Source organism: Ruegeria sp. CF1, from assembly GCF_056537445.1.
The window spans coordinates 1-16011 of record NZ_JBQFRN010000003.1; the positions used below are offsets into that span (position 1 = coordinate 1).

Below are 16011 nucleotides of genomic sequence, written 5' to 3' on the forward strand. Positions count from 1 at the left end.
CCTACACCCGTGAACAGGCCTGCTTCCCCCCAGGCTCCATGGGCGTCGACAAATACTGGTCCCCCGTCAACCGCGTCGACAACGCATACGGAGACCGAAACCTAATCTGCACATGCCCGCCAATGTCAGAATACATGGACGCAGCTGAATAATACTCAATCAATAAACCCCCGCCAACTGGCGGGGGTTTCAATCCGAATTCGGGAACGACTGTTCGCGGCCGAAGCGCTAAAGAAGGTGGAGGAGAAATGAAGCATTATGTCCCTGTAAATGACCATGCGCATTTGACCGAAACCACGTTGGCAAGACCCAAACGAGATCATCATATCGAGATCATTCTTTGCGAGGCCGAAGCGGAAGCATCGGCAGATATGCTGGTTGATTTCTATCGTGCCCTAAATGAACTGAACGAAGGCCATACATACATTACAAATATCCGCACCATTGCCGACGGCGCGGCGGGCGGACCCTTGCACTGGGCCGGGCGAACCGCGATTTTCTGGGGGGATATCTACAAAAGCTGGCCTCTGACACCGTCGGACAAAACCTGGATCGCCCAAGTATTGAACCTGTCCTCCCGATCAATTCTCGTTGGCGGTGCAGTGTTTCTTCTCGCCCAGACCGCTCGCGCAACCAAGCGAATTGCATCGGTTCACCCCAACTTTTCTGCCGCAGCGCAAGAGGTTGGACTGATCGACGTCGGTTCGGGTACATACTGGTCCTCAGATAGCCGCACCCATAGCGCATCAACCAGATTGGGCACGTTGCGTTTGTTGTCCGATTTTGTTGCCTTTGATCACGGCGAGCATCTTGCCGAGTCAGTACGCAGCTATATCGGGTTGGCCGACAGGCAAACTACATGCGCAAGCCAACTGGCAGCTCGATTGATCAGACGTTCAAAAGCCGACCCAATGGTGCGACAGGTTGTTGAAAAGATGCAGAACAATCTGGAGGATCCGCTTAGGATACCGGAACTTGCGATGGCGCTTGGTACATCAACGCGCCAGTTACAGCGGCGGTTTCTGGACAGAACGGGTGTAAAACTGCTGACAACGTATCGGGAACTTCGCCTAGAACGGGCCTATGGCCTGCTTCAATTTACCGAGATGACCTATCTTGAAGTGGCGACTGCTACGGGCTTTTCTTCCACAAGTGCATTGGTGCGTGCGTTCCGGGATCACTATGATGCATCGCCCGAAAGTGTACGAAATCGGCGATTTGCAGGCAAAACTCAGGCTGTTTAGCTTGATCGTGTGAATCGACAGCGCAGTCGAATGCGGTTGATACCACACTGGGCCTGACCTTTTGGCATTCACCATTCATGAGGTTGACGACAGATACGATTGTTAGTCCAGTTAACAATGCTTTGCCACCGGCCCAAATATTGGCCCGGCTAAATCCTCAGTTGCCGTCTTTAAGACAAGTTCGCAGCTACGCGCTGGCTAATTGTTGTCGTAGGACCTCTCGCTTGTGATCTGCGAAGTTGATACGCTGGTGTTTCGATCGATGCGATTTTGTACGGGTCGGTTTACCATCCAGGTCCGCACTAGGAAAAGAGAGCATGAAACCTAGGAATTTCGTTCCGAAAGGGGCCGCGACGTTCGACATCGATTATGACGGACCATCCAACGAGATCTATTTTCTGTTACTGCCGAAACTCACCATGCTTGCCTTTAGCGCAGCGGTTGAACCGCTGAGGATCGCCAATCAGGTCACCAACAAAGAGCTCTACAAGTGGTTTCTGATCTCCGAGGATGGGAACCCTGTTCGATGCTCCAATGGAGTCGAAATAGCAGCTGACTTGGCTCTGCATAATTTACCGCGATCATCCAGATTGTTTGTGTGTTCAGGGATCGAACCATCGGAAAGCATTAATTCAACGATCCTTTCGTGGATCAGCCGTCAGAAAGCGTTTGGCTGCAAGCTTGGTGGAATTTGTACCGGCGCATTTACGCTGGCCAAGGCAGGTATGCTGACCGGCAAGAGGTTCACACTGCATTGGGAAAACCAACCCGCCTTTGTTGAACACTTCGAACACCTGACACCATCGGCTAACCTGTATGAGATTGACAATGATCTGATGACATGCGGTGGAGGTAACGCGGCAACCGATATGGTACTGGACATGATTGAAACCGACTTCGGAAAGGATCTGGCCATCATCGTCTCGGACATGTGCATCCACTCACGATCCAACAATCAAAAAACGCTCCAGAAATCCGCGTTTTCTGTCGCGTTGGGCAGTCGGAACCAATACCTGATCAACGCCATCCAGATCATGCATGAGAATCTGGAAGAGCCTCTGGTTATCTCTGAGATTGCCAAGATCGTTCAGATTTCTCGCCGACAGTTGGAGCGGCTGTTTCAAAAGTATGTCGAGGTTTCCCCGGTACAATTCTATATCGAATTGCGTGTGGCGCGCGCCTACGCGTTGCTAAGCGAAACAGAAATGACCGTTGCTGAAATTGCGGCCGCCACGGGTTTTGGCAGCGCGACCCAACTGACAGTTCGGTTCAAGAAACGATACGGCGCAGCGCCGACCTCATTCAGGCGAGGCTGGTCGGGACAGAACGATTGAGAGATGCCGTGCCGGTGGACCCGGCTGCGATCGTACTCTACCAATCAGGGCTAGAGTCCGAGTTCGCCCCGCTCGGATAGCACCTGTAATCTGGGAACATTAACCGCCATGGAATTGAACCAACCCGAACTGCGCCAACTTAGGCGGTCATTCCACAGACACCCCGAATTGGGCTTCAATGAAACGAAAACCAAAGCCAAAGTTGCGGCGCTGCTGCGTCAATACGGGCTTGAAGTTCATGAAGGCGTGGGCGTGGTGGGTATCCTAAGGGCCGGTCAAGGCAACCGCGCGATCGGATTACGCGCAGATATGGACGCGCTACCCATTCAGGAAGCCAGCGATCATGATTACGTGTCACAAAATCCCGGCATTATGCACGCCTGTGGCCATGATGGTCACATGACGATGCTGTTGGGCGCAGCAAAGACTTTGTCCTCGGATCCCGGTTTCAGCGGCACGGTGGTGTTCCTGTTTCAACCGAATGAAGAGCTTGGACTGGGGGCTAATGCAATGCTGGACGAGAATGTCTTGACGCGATTTCCAATCGAAGAAGTCTACGCCATACATAACCTGCCTGGGGCACCCGCCGGGCAGATGTCGACCCGAACCGGTTTAATATGCACATCAGAAAGCCTTTTCGAAATTACGATCAATGGACAAGGCGGCCATGCGTCCATGCCGCAGTCTGGACGTGATGCGCTAACCGTTGGGTCAGAAATCGTTCTGGCGCTTCAGACAATTGTCGCACGCAAGCTGGCCCCGGGCGCCGGGGCGGTTGTGTCAGTGACCGAATTTCTGACCGACGGGCAGCGCAACGTTCTGCCAGGAACGGCAACGCTAAAGGGTGATGCGCGGGCTCGCAGCCCTGAAGATCGAAACAAGATCGAAGAACACATGCGCAAGATTGCGCATGGCATCGCATCCGCCCATGGCGTTGAAGTCCAAGTGGATTTCAAAACCGAATTCATCGAAACAGTCAACGCACCGATCCCGACCGAGGCTGCCATCCGCGTCGCGCAGCTATCCGGGCTGGACACACTTCCCAATCGTCAACCGATGAGCTTTTCAGAGGATTTCGCGCATTTTTGCAAAGCCGTACCCGGCTGCTTTATCCTACTGGGCAACGGTGAATCCGGCCCCAACGGTCAACCGCTGCATTCGAACGACTACGATTTCAACGATGCGTTACTGCCGATCGGCGCGGAATTCTGGGCAAATCTCGTGCGCGACAGGCTTCCGCTGCAAGACGAAGACTGAACGAGGCCCAGCAACATAGCACCTTCGAACGGCCGTCAGATGAATGATCTAAGACGGCCGCTCACACTATAATTTGGACCTTACCCTTGCTAGAGCCTGATGCGGAATGCCGCAAACCCATCAGCGCCTTCACCGGCATCCTCGATGGTGACGCCTTTGACTTCGCCCATGTAGTCGCGCGCCTTTGGACCAGTTTCAAACAACACGGTAGTGTCAGAAAGCGGCGCGAACGACCAGTTTGCATCGGCCTTGGGATCGATTGTTCCTTGCTCGACGATATACCGCACGATCACGTCGCGGTTGGTGTCAGGGGCTTCGAACACGACGGTATCACCCATTGCGCCCGGGAAAGAGCCGCCGCCCGAAGCACGATAGTTGTTGGTGGCAATGATGAACTCCATGTCATCCGTGACCGCCTCACCGTTGAAGGCCAAATCTACGATACGGGCTGCATCCGGGTTGATCTCTTCCCCCTTGGGTCCAAAGCGCGACGGTTGCGATAAGTCGATCTGGTAGGTCACACCGTCCATCACGTCGAAATTGTAAGACGGGAAGTCCGGGTTTAGCAAAATCGCATCCTCTGATCCCGCCTCGATCTGGTTGAACATACCCGCCGAGCGTTCCAACCAACCCCGAACCTGTGCACCGTCCACCCGCACCGCGCGCACGGTATTGGGATACAGGTAAAGATCAGCCACGTTTTTGATCGCAACATCGCCCACCGGAACATCTGTGTAATAGTCCGGGCCGCCGCGACCCCCTGCCTTGAACGGCGCTGCAGCCGATAGAATGGGCAGACCTTCATGTTCGGTGCCCTTCATCATCTCTTCGACGTACCATTTCTGCGCAATCGAGACGATTTGCACCGATGGATCATCCGCAACCAACGCGAAGTAGCTGTGCAGCGGGGCCGAAGTCTTGCCGACCGCGCGGCGTACATAGGCCAGTGTTTCGTCATGATCTTTCGCCACCGAGTCCAGCACCTTCTGATCGTCGCCAACAAGTGCCGTGATCGAACGATCTTCGTTGCGCTTTGAAATCGGGCGCGCCTCAGACGTTGTCGTCACAACCCGCCATTCGTTCCCGTCGCGCTCAAGCAGCAGGTCCAGCAGGCCAAGATGTGACCCCCAAAAGCCGCCCATGACCGCCGGTTTGCCCATCAAGGTCCCCTTGTCGACATCAATTCCAGGGCGATCCGCAAAGGTAGCGGACGGGAATACCAGGTGATTGTGCCCGGTCACCAGCGCGTCGATGCCATCGACCCCTGCCAAAACGACCGACGCATTTTCCATTCCATCAGCGTGATCCGCATCCCCAATGCCGGAATGCGACAGGGCGATGACCAGGTCGCAACCCTGCTCTTGCATCTCGGGGACGTAAGCCTGCGCAGTTTCGACAATGTCACGCGCCTGCACGTTGCCTTCCAGATGCTTGCGATCCCAGTTCATGATCTGAGGTGGCGTGAAACCGATGACACCAATCTTGATCGGATGCTTGCTGCCATCCCCCATTTCAATCTCACGCTCAAGGATGGCATAGGGCTTCACCAGAGTCGTATCATCGCGGGGGGACGCCCCAGTCTCTTTTGCGACATTGGCCAGAACCACGGGGAATTCTGCACCAGCAAGCGCTTTTTCAAGGAAATCTAGGCCATAGTTGAACTCGTGATTGCCCAAAGTGGCAGCGTCATAACCAACAGTATTGAAGGCAGTGATGATCGGATGGCTATCGCCTTCTTTCATGCCACGCTCATAGGCGATGTAATCGCCCATCGGATTGCCTTGCAGAAAATCTCCATTATCGACGAGCAGCGAATTTGTCGCCTCGGAACGGATCTCATTAATGATCGAAGCGGTCCGCGACAGCCCGACAGTATCGCGCGGTTTGTCCGCATAGTAATCGTATGGGAACACGTGAACATGGATGTCGGTGGTTTCCATGATCCTCAGATGCGCCTGATTGTTGGCCGCCGCCGCCGAAAAGGGATGCAAGGTGATGGCAGCTGCGCTGGCGGTCGTAGTGGCAAGAAACTGACGGCGCGAAATCAAACTACGATTGGAATAGGACATAAGGCACCTCTCAGGTTTGTGGATCGACGCGTGTTCTGGATGCTTTTCACAACAAGGGTATGACAGTGAAGATCTTTGCAACAAACATGTCGAACTTGGGGGTAGGATCCTAAAAGCCTATTGTATTGAGTTGCACAGTCCAAGCCACTTTACGCACCAAAGGCGATTGCAGCGAACTGCCCCCATCGTCAGGCCTTCCAACCGATGGATGGCGGTTTCCGCGAGAGCGCTAGCTGAGAGTCAGACCCCCGAACAGCGGTCAAAGAGCGTCGCAACGCGCATAAGACCCTTGAGCCTGCCGGACATGATCTCGACGCGGTTTTGCCGTCTGTACCGACGCTTGTCATATTTGACCGGGGTCTTGCTTTGCGTTCAGCCTGCATTGCAGGCACGTATCCCCTTGTCTTGCAATGCTTCCCGGAACCGGTCGGCATCGTGGCCGCGTTCCCTGGGCAATCATTCGACATTTAGAAAGTCGCCAAGCATCGCGCATGCGCCAATGCCGACGCTGACCTGTCCGGCGGTGACAATCAGGTTAAGCGAACGCCTCTGGCTATCGCAGATGGCGTGTGACTTGGTGTTCGTGCCGCGCTTGGTTCGACCAATCAGACGCCCCCCTGCGCCGTTTTTCAAGAATTAACAAACACTTGCAACTTGCTTACATCAATTTTCTTTCAGAACATTCCCGTGTCCGGCCCGCCCAAAGTAAACATATTCAGAGCTGTATTCATCGCCGTCAGTTCGATTCTGGTGCTCGTTATCGTTGCCGCGTCAGTAGTCATATGACCCTCATTGCTGGTCTGGCGGCTCATCATCTTCACCAATATTTGTTTGTTCCGCACGGGTGGTCAAAACCGAATTGGGCACCACTTATCCGGATGAAGGCGAGCTGATCGACTAGGTGCAGCGGGCATTCGGCGATGGGATAAGCGCGCGGTACTCTTGGCTTTATCGAACCACTCGTGCGCTTCAGGTTTCAGCGGTTTTCTATCTGTTTGGCCTCGTTATGGTGCGAATTCAGGGTTTCAAGCTCTGCCCTGGAGGCGTTACGATCATTGCCATCGTGTTGGGTTGGTTCATGATACTGATCACTATGCAGATTATCTAAAAGATACTTTGGATTCTAAATGTTGGCTGGTTGATGAAATCCGCCATAATGATCCTGCTGCTGGTCTGCGGTAACCTTGGGAGCCTTCAATGTGGCTTCGCCAATGAAATCATCCTACCGACCATCATTCCTTCGTTTGTAGCCGGGATGGTCTATCTTACGGTCATCATCTTCACCTACATGGGGTTCGAAATTTGACCCGATTATATTTGAGATCTGATTCAAAGGCGCACTGGCATCAACGCTAGCTGACCAGCCCAGTCGCGCTCACAATGAAATTCCGCGTGTATTAATGGCAACTGCTACTCAGCTGCGCTCTTTAGTGAAGCCATAAGGTTGCGAAACTTCTCACCCTGTACGGCGACATGGTCACGCAGCGCATTCGCTGTTTCTTCCGGTACGCCTTTTTTCAGGGCTCTGACAATTTCTTCGTGTTCGGCCATGGACTGGGCCATACGACCACGGAACCGAAGCTGCTGTCGACGGAATGGTTTGAGCCTTCTGTGCAGCTTGGAAGTTTCTTGCTCTAAGAATGCATTGCCGGACTGTTGATAGATGATTCGATGGAACCGCTCGTTTTCCAGGTAGTACGCATCGGGATTGCCCGCATCCACGGCCAGTTGGCATTTGCTGTTAGCTTCGGTCAGTTCAAGCAAAGCTTCATCGGAAATGCGCAACGCCGCAAGTCGACCGCAAACGGCTTCAAGCTCGGCCATGACCTCGAACATCTCCATCAGTTCCACCGGGCCGGGCTGTCGGACAAAAGCGCCCCGCCGCGCTATCAGATCGACCAACCCCGACAAGGCAAGTCTCTGGAATGCTTCCCTAAGTGGCGTTCGTGAGACCCCGAACTGCTCAGCCAGTTTGACCTCATCTAGACGGTCACCGTCCGAAAATGTCCCGTCAAAAATCAGCTCTTCCAAATCCTGAGCGATGGTATCTGCAAGTCGTTGGTCCATAGGTTTCTGTTTTACTTGTGATTAGGCGAGAACTCAAGAAATCATATCTTGTATACAAAAACCTTGACTAAAAAAACATCACTGCCCTATGCTTCTATTCATCCCCGGCTCATCCGGGACTGAAAACGGGAGGAAAAAATGAAATCAGTGTTCAAAACGGCCGTCGCTGCGTTGGCGCTTGCATCCGCAGGTACATTGGTGTCAGCGGAGGAACTGCGCCTGTCACATCAGTGGTCGAACAAGGACATTCGCCATCAAGTAGCACAGATTGTTGCAGACGAGGTTGCGGCGGCGGACGTTGATCTGGAAATCAAGATTTTCGGCTCGAAATCGCTGTTCAAGCCGCGCGAGCAGTACAAGCCGCTCAGCCGCGGTCAATTGGATATGACCATACTGCCGCTGTCCTACGCCGGCGGTCAGCAGCCTGCCTATAATCTGACGCTGATGCCGGGATTGGTGAAAAACCACGATCACGCTGCCCGTCTGGCCGACTCGCCCTTCATGGAGGCGTTGGAAGAGAAAATGGCTCAGGACGACGTGATGGTGCTGGTGCATGGCTATCTGGCCGGTGGCTTCGCCGGTAAAGACAAGTGCATCACGAACCCTGAGGATGTCGCAGGCCTGCAGACTCGCGCGGCAGGTAAATCCTTTGAGCAGATGCTGGCCGGCGCTGATGCCTCGATCGCATCAATGGCGTCGTCGGAAATCTATAACGCCATGCAAACCGGCGTTTTGCAGGCGGCCAACACGTCGTCCTCGTCCTTTGTCAGCTACCGCATCTACGAGCAGGTTGCCTGCTATACCCCTGCGGGCGATGTGGCGCTGTGGTTCATGTATCAGCCGCTGCTGATGAACAAATCCACCTTCGACGGACTGAACCAAGATCAGCAAGCCGCATTGCTGGCTGCATCGGAAAAGGCACAGGCCTTCTATTTGGAAGAGGCCAAGAAACAGGACGCCAACTCGGCGAAAGTTTTTGCCGACGCCGGTGTTGAGATTGCGGAGATGAGCGCCGAAGACTTCGAAGCATGGCGTACGCTGGCAATGGAAACATCTTACAAGGCCTTCGTAGAAGAGGTTCCTGATGGGCAGGACCTGCTGGACAAGGCTCTGGCAGTCGAATGACCCCATCTTGCCGGGCGGCCTGCCGCCGCTCGGCATCCGATCTTGGTTCTGATCTTCTCTGATCTTCAGACTTAATTGCATCTCAATCACAGGAGGCGCAAATGGCCGGTCATAGCTCTGCCGTTGCTTCCCACACAGGGAACAATCCCTTCCTTCGCTTTGTCGCTGCGCTTTCAACTCTGGCTGGATGGTGTTCCGCAGGCATGATCGTCGCTGCTGTCGCCATCACCTGCCAGATGATCATCGTGCGCTTCGTGCTGAATCAATCGACCATTTGGCAAACCGAAGCGGTCATTTATCTGGTCATCGCCGCAACCCTGGTCGGTCTGCCTTATGTGCAGCGCCTGCGCGGTCACGTGAATGTTGACCTGATCCCGATTTCGCTCGCACCTCGAGCCCGCTTTTACATGGCGATCCTGACTTCGGTTCTGTCCATCGCCATCGTCTCAGTCATGCTGTTCTACGGCTACGAGTATTGGCACTTCGCATGGGAGCGCGGATGGAAATCCGACACCGTTTGGGGCGTTCGCCTGTGGATCCCCTACCTCGCCATCCCAGTTGGCTTTGGTCTGCTGTTGTTGCAACTGATCGCCGATCTCGTCGCCGTCCTGCTTGGCATCGATAAACCATTTGGTCTGGAGTAAAGCCGATGGATCCCCTTCTGCTCGGCGCTATTGTCGCCATCGCCACCATCCTTGTTCTTTTCTCGGGCGTGTCCGTGGCCATCGGCCTGCTGATCGTCTCGGCTGGGTTCCTAATCGTCTTTGACGGACCGCGCTCGCTGGAACTGATGCCGGAAATCCTGTTCGGCAAACTCGATAACTTCGCCCTTCTGTCTATCCCGATGTTCATCATCATGGGGGCCTCAATCGCCTCTACCAGAGCTGGAGCGGATTTGTACGAAGCGCTGGAACGCTGGCTGACCCGTGTTCCCGGCGGTCTGGTCGTATCAAACCTCGGTGCCTGTGCCCTATTTGCGGCTATGTCCGGTTCGTCACCCGCGACCTGTGCCGCCATCGGCAAGATGGGTATCCCGGAGATGCGCAAACGTGGCTATCCTGACGGCGTCGCCGCCGGTTCGATCGCTGCAGGCGGTACTCTGGGAATCCTGATCCCGCCATCGGTCACCATGATCGTTTACGGTATTGCCACCGAAACCTCGATTGGCCGTCTGTTTCTGGCCGGTGTGATCCCGGGCCTTATGCTGGTGGGTCTGTTCATGGCCTGGTCGCTGTATTCGACCTGGAAATCCGGTGACGCGACCCGTCTGGGTTCGGGCAGCTACACCTGGGCCGAACGGTTCGAGATTCTGCCGCGCGTGCTGCCCTTCCTCGGCATCATTCTGGGTGTGCTTTACGCCATGTATGGCGGTATCGCCACCCCGTCGGAAACGGCTGCTGTCGGTGCCCTGCTCTGCCTGCTGATCGCGATGATCATCTACAAGCTGTGGAACCCCAAGGACATCTGGGTCGTGCTGCGCGACAGCACCAAGGAAAGCGTGATGATCCTGTTCATCATCGCCGCTGCCGGTGTGTTCTCTTACATGCTCAGCTCGCTGTTCATCACACAGGCGATTGCCGAATGGATCGGTACGCTGGACGTGAACCGTTGGGTTCTGATGGGTGCGGTCAACGTGTTCCTGCTGATCGCCGGGTTCTTTCTGCCGCCCGTCGCTGTGATCCTGATGGCGGCACCGATCCTGCTGCCGATTATCACCACCGCTGGCTTCGATCCGATCTGGTTTGCGGTTGTACTGACCATCAACATGGAGATTGGCCTGATCTCGCCCCCTGTCGGCCTGAACCTCTATGTGATCAACGGCATTGCGCCCGACATCTCGCTCAAGACCATCCTGACAGGCTCTCTCCCCTTCGTGGCCTGCATGGTGATCGCGATTGTCCTGCTGTGCCTGTTCCCCGGTCTAGCCACATGGCTGCCTGACCTGGTGATGGGAGCAGCGGTATGACCCTGCTGGCGGATCTTCTATCCACCGTGTTCGAGCGGCGTTACCGCCGCGACGGCGCGGTGGCTCCGGATGGCCGACCACTGACCGAACTGGCCGACGCGCTGGTTGGGTCAGCGGGGGAAACTTCGGGGCTGGCGCTGGCCGAGGAAATCCTGACCCGGTTCGATACGCTGAGTGATGACGACAAGCTGGAGTTCTTCCGCTATCTCGCCACCGCCATGAATATCGATCCCGAGGCGGTACGTTCGTCACTGGACGAATACGAGCGCAACCCTTCGAAAGCGACCTATCGCACCTTTGCGGCTGCGGTGGAACCGGCCCGGCAGGAAATGATCCGCCGTCTGAACCGGGTACCCGGTGCCACCGGAGCGCTGGTTCAGATGCGCGCCGACCTATTGCGACTGGGCGGCAAGGAGCCCGAATTGCAGGCGCTTGACCTGGACTTCCGGCACCTGTTTGCCAGCTGGTTCAATCGTGGCTTTCTGGTGCTGCGCCCGATCAACTGGGAAAGCCCGGCGCATATTCTGGAAAAGATCATTGCGTATGAGGCGGTCCATGCCATCGACAGCTGGGATGACCTGCGCCGCAGGCTGGAACCCACTGACCGGCGCTGCTTTGCCTTTTTTCATCCCTCGATGCCTGATGAGCCGCTGATCTTTGTCGAAGTGGCGCTGAACAGCGGTATTCCGGGTTCCGTACAGGCCTTGCTCGCCGAAGACCGCGATCCATTGCCCGAAGATCAGGCCGATACGGCTGTGTTCTACTCGATCTCCAACTGTCAGGCCGGGTTGGCCAGCATCTCTTTCGGCAATTCGCTGATCAAACAGGTGGCCTCGGACCTGTCGGCTGAGTTGGCGGGGCTGAAAACCTTCGTCACGCTCTCGCCAATTCCGGGGCTGACCAAATGGTTGTCGCAGGAAGGCATCGATTGGAACATCGAAGAGCCCGATCAGATGAAAGCACTGGCCGCACATTACCTGTTGAACGCCAAAGGTCGGGGCGATCTGCCGTTCGATCCGGTGGCACGGTTCCATCTTGGCAACGGTGCGCTGGTCCATGCGGTTCATGCCGACGCGGATGTTTCGGACAAGGGCCGGGCACAGTCCGGTGGCACCATGGTCAACTATCTTTATGACCTTGGCCGCGTAGCGCAGAACCACGAACAGTTCGCCAACACCCGCGAGGTAATCGCCTCGTCCGAGGCCAAATCGCTTGCCGCGTCAGCCTCTCTCACCACGACACAGGAAAGGTAACCCTTATGGCCAATCCTCTCTATGACGGTTTGTTCGGCGCACATGCCGGTAAAGACACAGCCTTTTTGCAGTTGCTCGACGGAACGACCATCACCCATCAGGACTTCCTGAGCACCGCGGCACAAATCGCCCATGTGGCGACGCAGCTGGGCCTGAAACCCGGCGACCGGGTTGCGGCACAGATCGAGAAATCGCCCGAAGCGCTGGCGCTATATGCTGCCTGTGCGCAGGCAGGTCTTGTATTCCTGCCGCTCAATACCGCTTACACTGTGGATGAATTGACCTATTTCATCGAAAACAGTGGCGCCTCGCTGATCGTTTGTGACAGCCGCAGCGAAGAGAAACTCGCCCCGGTTGGTGCGCAGCTAGGCGCGAAGGTGGAAACCCTGAACGCCGATGGCAGCGGCAGCCTGATGGAGCAGGCTGCAGCAATGCCTGCCAGCTTTGAGACCGTTGACCGTGATGGCGACGATCTGGCCGCATTCCTCTATACATCGGGGACTACAGGCCGATCGAAGGGTGCGATGCTGACCCAGAACAACCTGTTGTCGAATGCACAGACGCTGGTCAAAGAATGGCGCTTCACATCCGACGACGTGCTGCTGCATGCGCTGCCGATCTTTCACACTCACGGACTATTCGTGGCCACCAATGTCACGCTGGCTGCAGGCAGCAGCATCGTTTTTATGCCCAAGTTCGATCTGGATGAGATCATCGGGCGGATGCCCAATGCCACGACCATGATGGGCGTGCCAACCTTCTACACCCGCCTTCTGGACGATGACCGCTTCACCAAGAATCTGGCCGCACATATGCGCCTGTTTGTTTCAGGCTCGGCACCCTTGCTGGCCGAAACCCATGTACAGTTCGAAGAACGCACCGGCCATCGCATCCTTGAACGCTATGGCATGACCGAAACTAACATGAACACCTCGAACCCCTATGACGGTGACCGCCGCGCAGGCACGGTGGGCTTTCCATTGCCTGGGGTCGAGCTGCAGATCTGTGATTCAGACGGCAATGCGCTGGCTCAGGGCGAGATCGGCGAGATCGAGGTGCGCGGGCCCAACGTGTTCAAAGGTTACTGGCAGATGCCGGAGAAGACTGCCGCCGAACTGCGCGAGAACGGGTTCTTCATCACTGGCGATTTGGGTCGGATCGACGAAGACGGCTATGTTCATATTGTTGGCCGCAACAAAGACCTTATTATTTCAGGCGGTTACAACATCTATCCCAAAGAAATCGAGCTGATTCTGGATGACCAGTCCGGCGTGCTGGAAAGCGCCGTTGTGGGCGTTCCACATCCCGATTTCGGCGAAACTGTTCTGGGCGTGATCGTTGCAGAGCGGGGCCAAACCCCCGATCTGGACGCAATGATGGAGGCCGTGCGCGGTAGCTTGGCGCGGTTCAAGCATCCACGCAAACTGATCCTGCTGGACGAACTGCCCCGCAACACCATGGGCAAAGTTCAAAAGAACATCCTGCGCGACCGATACAAAGACATGTTCGTGGCAGCGTAAGATGACCCTCCCCGGCCCAGTAGCCCCTCTTCTCGATAATGCTACGGGCCTAACTTCAACAACCAGGGCAGGCGGACCTGTTCCCTGCTCTGGTTGTTGAATTTTTCTACCTGCTGGAGAACCAGAAATGTATGGAAATATTCTAGTCCCTGTTTCCTTTGATACCGACCGCGACGCGCAAAGAGCGCTGGATGTCGCACAAACTCTCCGCTCGGATGGTGGTCATATCACTCTATTGCATGTCATTGAGCACCTTCCGCAATACACAAGCGACCTGCTTCCAGAAAACCATCTGGATATCGCAAAGACCAGTGTTACTGACAAACTGGGCCCACTAGTGGACGGGGTAGCGGACTCCAAAATTGAAATTGTCGAAGGACAGTCGGGCCGTGGAATTCTCGATTATGCAACGAATAACAATGCAGACTGCATCGTTATCGCAAGCCACCAGCCTGGATTGCAGGATTATCTACTGGGGTCCACAGCGGCACGCGTAGTCAGGCATGCAAACTGTTCCGTACACGTGGTGCGATAGTCTGGTCTAGGGATCAGAAGCAACGCCCACACACGACCGTCATACACCGCTAATACATCTGAAATGGCACTGAGCGGTCTATTCCAAGTCGTGTTTACGATATTCTCTAAGAGGAAAAAGAGTGACCAGCCCGAATACGTCTAAAGTGTTAATCCTTCTCGGCCCTCCTAGTGCCGGTAAGGGAACGCAATCCCGACTGCTTGAGCAAAAATTTGACTTGGTTCAGTTGTCGACAGGCGATTTGCTCCGCAGATCGATTGAAAGCGGCAGCGAAACAGGCAAGGCGGTGGAATCCATCATGGCTGAAGGCAGGCTCGTCGGAGATGACATCGTCATTTCGATCTTGCGTGACCGTATGAGGGATTCGGACTGTGCCGGAGGGGTGATATTAGACGGATTTCCACGCACGCTTAGTCAGGCGCGCGCATTGGATCAACTATTGGCGGAAACGGGGCAGCAGATCAGTGCTGTCGTCAGTCTTGCGGTGGATGACAAGAAGATGGTCGACCGCATTTCCGGTCGCTTTACCTGTGCAGGATGTGGCGAAGGTTACCATGATACATTCAAACCGCTTGAGGCAGCGGAACGCTGCGACAATTGCGGAGGCTCTGAGTTTATGCGCCGCGCTGACGACAAGGCCGAAACAGTCGCTGCACGTCTGATTGAATATCGTGAACAGACTTCACCCTTGATCGACTACTATAGCCATATGGGCGTTTTGGCGAATGTTGACGCAATGGGACCGATCGAGGCAATCAATCGAAGCATCGAGGCCGCCATATCGTCAAGGTCGTGATGACAAAAGAAAGCAGAGGAATAAGACCTTTGCAATTACGCTTAGCCAAAGCAAAAACAGACCCAAGAAAGGCTGTTCAGACGTCATTTTCTTAAATGCGAAGCGTCTTTAAGAAAAGAAAAGCGCTTGCGGTAATCTCCCGGCGAGAGGTCGACTATTTCGTGAAACATTCCGCGGAATGCTGAAACATCCATATACCTCATATCCCGGGCGATGGTTTCGATACTGGACTGCGATAGTTCCAGTCTCTGACAGGCATTGGTGATGCGACGCTGTTGCAGGTATTCCGATGGCGTGAAACCCGTGGCCGTCAGGAATCGGAATCCAAAAGTGCGCAGCTCAAGTCGGGCGGTGCAGGCCAATTCGGAAACCGGGATCGGGCCCGCATAACGCATTTGCACCCAATGCTGCGTTCGAAGGATTGCGTTGCCCCCATGAGTCAGGTTGGGCGAAAACGAGATGTAAAAGCTCTGCGCCCGCTCGCCAGGGTCGATCAGAAAAAAACCGGGCGACCTGCATCAGTGGTCGCGATGCGAGCAGCTTGGTGGGCAAAGTGCTACTGCCACCTCCAACGAACAAGACAGGAGATGCCAGATTGAGATCGACGTTCACTCGGTCCCAGATCTATTGTTCATAAGGCATCACCAAATTGGACTATGTCGTTCTAGGAGGTTTAGTCGGTAAGATCCTTTTGCGACGCTTGTAAGGTGCGCTCTGCAGCATTCCAGCCACTACTCGAGCACCCATTACAGAGAGCAGTCCCATGACCGTCGGGGATGATGCCATTGGGACAGTCATCACGACAAGCGCCGCTCGCACATTATTGATCGCAGCCTTGCACTCGT

Annotated in this window: 14 protein-coding genes and 1 pseudogene; 11 read left to right on the forward strand and 4 right to left on the reverse strand. The window is 55.1% G+C overall.

Annotated features, from left to right (window positions below; translation table 11 throughout):
• Positions 1-248 precede the first annotated feature (248 nt).
• The 3 genes from ACRZ96_RS07765 to ACRZ96_RS07775 all read left to right on the forward strand — a co-directional run bounded on the left by ACRZ96_RS07765 (position 249) and on the right by ACRZ96_RS07775 (position 3835).
• Positions 249-1244, forward strand: coding sequence for a helix-turn-helix domain-containing protein (locus ACRZ96_RS07765; RefSeq protein ID WP_170561483.1), 996 nt, complete (start codon positions 249-251; stop codon positions 1242-1244).
• Positions 1245-1561: 317 nt separating this feature from the next.
• On the forward strand, positions 1562-2578 hold the full coding sequence (locus tag ACRZ96_RS07770; RefSeq protein ID WP_480814372.1) for a GlxA family transcriptional regulator: 1017 nt from the start codon (positions 1562-1564) through the stop codon (positions 2576-2578).
• Between the two features lie 108 nt (positions 2579-2686).
• Positions 2687-3835, forward strand: coding sequence for an amidohydrolase (locus ACRZ96_RS07775; protein WP_480814373.1), 1149 nt, complete (start codon positions 2687-2689; stop codon positions 3833-3835).
• A gap of 89 nt (positions 3836-3924) precedes the next feature.
• Here the strand turns inward: ACRZ96_RS07775 and ACRZ96_RS07780 are convergent, their stop codons facing one another.
• Both ACRZ96_RS07780 and ACRZ96_RS07785 read right to left on the reverse strand, forming a co-directional pair.
• On the reverse strand, positions 3925-5904 hold the full coding sequence (locus tag ACRZ96_RS07780) for a bifunctional 2',3'-cyclic-nucleotide 2'-phosphodiesterase/3'-nucleotidase (protein ID WP_480814374.1): 1980 nt from the start codon (positions 5902-5904) through the stop codon (positions 3925-3927).
• A 240-nt stretch (positions 5905-6144) separates the two neighbouring features.
• Positions 6145-6534: pseudogene (locus ACRZ96_RS07785) on the reverse strand (IS5/IS1182 family transposase); the annotation flags it as partial.
• A gap of 511 nt (positions 6535-7045) precedes the next feature.
• Here ACRZ96_RS07785 and ACRZ96_RS07790 point away from each other — a divergent pair.
• The gene (locus ACRZ96_RS07790; RefSeq protein WP_170732836.1) at positions 7046-7210 is read left to right on the forward strand and encodes a hypothetical protein; all 165 of its coding nucleotides are present in this window, start codon (positions 7046-7048) and stop codon (positions 7208-7210) included.
• Between the two features lie 104 nt (positions 7211-7314).
• Here the strand turns inward: ACRZ96_RS07790 and ACRZ96_RS07795 are convergent, their stop codons facing one another.
• Positions 7315-7971 (reverse strand): GntR family transcriptional regulator, encoded by a 657-nt coding sequence (locus ACRZ96_RS07795; RefSeq protein WP_170423179.1) that lies wholly within the window; start codon positions 7969-7971, stop codon positions 7315-7317.
• Between the two features lie 138 nt (positions 7972-8109).
• Here ACRZ96_RS07795 and dctP point away from each other — a divergent pair, with 138 nt between their 5' ends.
• The 7 genes from dctP (at position 8110) to ACRZ96_RS07830 (ending at position 15166) form a co-directional block, all read left to right on the forward strand.
• Positions 8110-9096, forward strand: coding sequence for a TRAP transporter substrate-binding protein DctP (gene dctP / locus ACRZ96_RS07800; RefSeq protein ID WP_170423177.1), 987 nt, complete (start codon positions 8110-8112; stop codon positions 9094-9096).
• 101 nt (positions 9097-9197) lie between these two features.
• Positions 9198-9740 (forward strand): TRAP transporter small permease, encoded by a 543-nt coding sequence (locus ACRZ96_RS07805; protein ID WP_170423175.1) that lies wholly within the window; start codon positions 9198-9200, stop codon positions 9738-9740.
• Positions 9741-9745: 5 nt separating this feature from the next.
• The gene (locus ACRZ96_RS07810; RefSeq protein WP_170423173.1) at positions 9746-11062 is read left to right on the forward strand and encodes a TRAP transporter large permease; all 1317 of its coding nucleotides are present in this window, start codon (positions 9746-9748) and stop codon (positions 11060-11062) included.
• A complete protein-coding gene (locus ACRZ96_RS07815; protein WP_170423171.1) occupies positions 11059-12315 on the forward strand; it encodes a malonyl-CoA decarboxylase in 1257 nt (418 codons plus the stop codon). The genes ACRZ96_RS07810 and ACRZ96_RS07815 overlap by 4 nt, the downstream gene beginning before the upstream one ends.
• Before the next feature lie 5 nt (positions 12316-12320).
• Positions 12321-13835, forward strand: coding sequence for a malonate--CoA ligase (locus ACRZ96_RS07820; RefSeq protein ID WP_170465649.1), 1515 nt, complete (start codon positions 12321-12323; stop codon positions 13833-13835).
• 127 nt (positions 13836-13962) lie between these two features.
• Positions 13963-14370, forward strand: coding sequence for a universal stress protein (locus ACRZ96_RS07825; protein ID WP_170423167.1), 408 nt, complete (start codon positions 13963-13965; stop codon positions 14368-14370).
• A 121-nt stretch (positions 14371-14491) separates the two neighbouring features.
• Positions 14492-15166, forward strand: coding sequence for an adenylate kinase (locus ACRZ96_RS07830; RefSeq protein ID WP_480706414.1), 675 nt, complete (start codon positions 14492-14494; stop codon positions 15164-15166).
• Between the two features lie 83 nt (positions 15167-15249).
• Here the strand turns inward: ACRZ96_RS07830 and ACRZ96_RS07835 are convergent, their stop codons facing one another.
• Complete coding sequence (locus ACRZ96_RS07835; RefSeq protein ID WP_480502965.1) at positions 15250-15561, reverse strand: helix-turn-helix domain-containing protein; 312 nt, start codon at positions 15559-15561, stop codon at positions 15250-15252.
• Positions 15562-16011 lie beyond the last annotated feature (450 nt).

Excerpts from the sequence above, each read along its gene's own strand:
- ACRZ96_RS07795 (WP_170423179.1), bottom strand. The coding sequence starts at position 7,971 with ATGGACCAACGACTTGCAGATACCATCGCTCAGGATTTGGAAGAGCTG.
- ACRZ96_RS07790 (WP_170732836.1), top strand. The coding sequence starts at position 7,046 with ATGAAATCCGCCATAATGATCCTGCTGCTGGTCTGCGGTAACCTTGGG.
- ACRZ96_RS07815 (WP_170423171.1), top strand. The coding sequence starts at position 11,059 with ATGACCCTGCTGGCGGATCTTCTATCCACCGTGTTCGAGCGGCGTTAC.
- ACRZ96_RS07835 (WP_480502965.1), bottom strand. The coding sequence starts at position 15,561 with ATGCGTTATGCGGGCCCGATCCCGGTTTCCGAATTGGCCTGCACCGCC.
- ACRZ96_RS07780 (WP_480814374.1), bottom strand. The coding sequence starts at position 5,904 with ATGTCCTATTCCAATCGTAGTTTGATTTCGCGCCGTCAGTTTCTTGCC.
- ACRZ96_RS07820 (WP_170465649.1), top strand. The coding sequence starts at position 12,321 with ATGGCCAATCCTCTCTATGACGGTTTGTTCGGCGCACATGCCGGTAAA.
- ACRZ96_RS07825 (WP_170423167.1), top strand. The coding sequence starts at position 13,963 with ATGTATGGAAATATTCTAGTCCCTGTTTCCTTTGATACCGACCGCGAC.
- ACRZ96_RS07810 (WP_170423173.1), top strand. The coding sequence starts at position 9,746 with ATGGATCCCCTTCTGCTCGGCGCTATTGTCGCCATCGCCACCATCCTT.
- ACRZ96_RS07775 (WP_480814373.1), top strand. The coding sequence starts at position 2,687 with ATGGAATTGAACCAACCCGAACTGCGCCAACTTAGGCGGTCATTCCAC.
- ACRZ96_RS07770 (WP_480814372.1), top strand. The coding sequence starts at position 1,562 with ATGAAACCTAGGAATTTCGTTCCGAAAGGGGCCGCGACGTTCGACATC.
- ACRZ96_RS07765 (WP_170561483.1), top strand. The coding sequence starts at position 249 with ATGAAGCATTATGTCCCTGTAAATGACCATGCGCATTTGACCGAAACC.
- ACRZ96_RS07805 (WP_170423175.1), top strand. The coding sequence starts at position 9,198 with ATGGCCGGTCATAGCTCTGCCGTTGCTTCCCACACAGGGAACAATCCC.
- dctP (WP_170423177.1), top strand. The coding sequence starts at position 8,110 with ATGAAATCAGTGTTCAAAACGGCCGTCGCTGCGTTGGCGCTTGCATCC.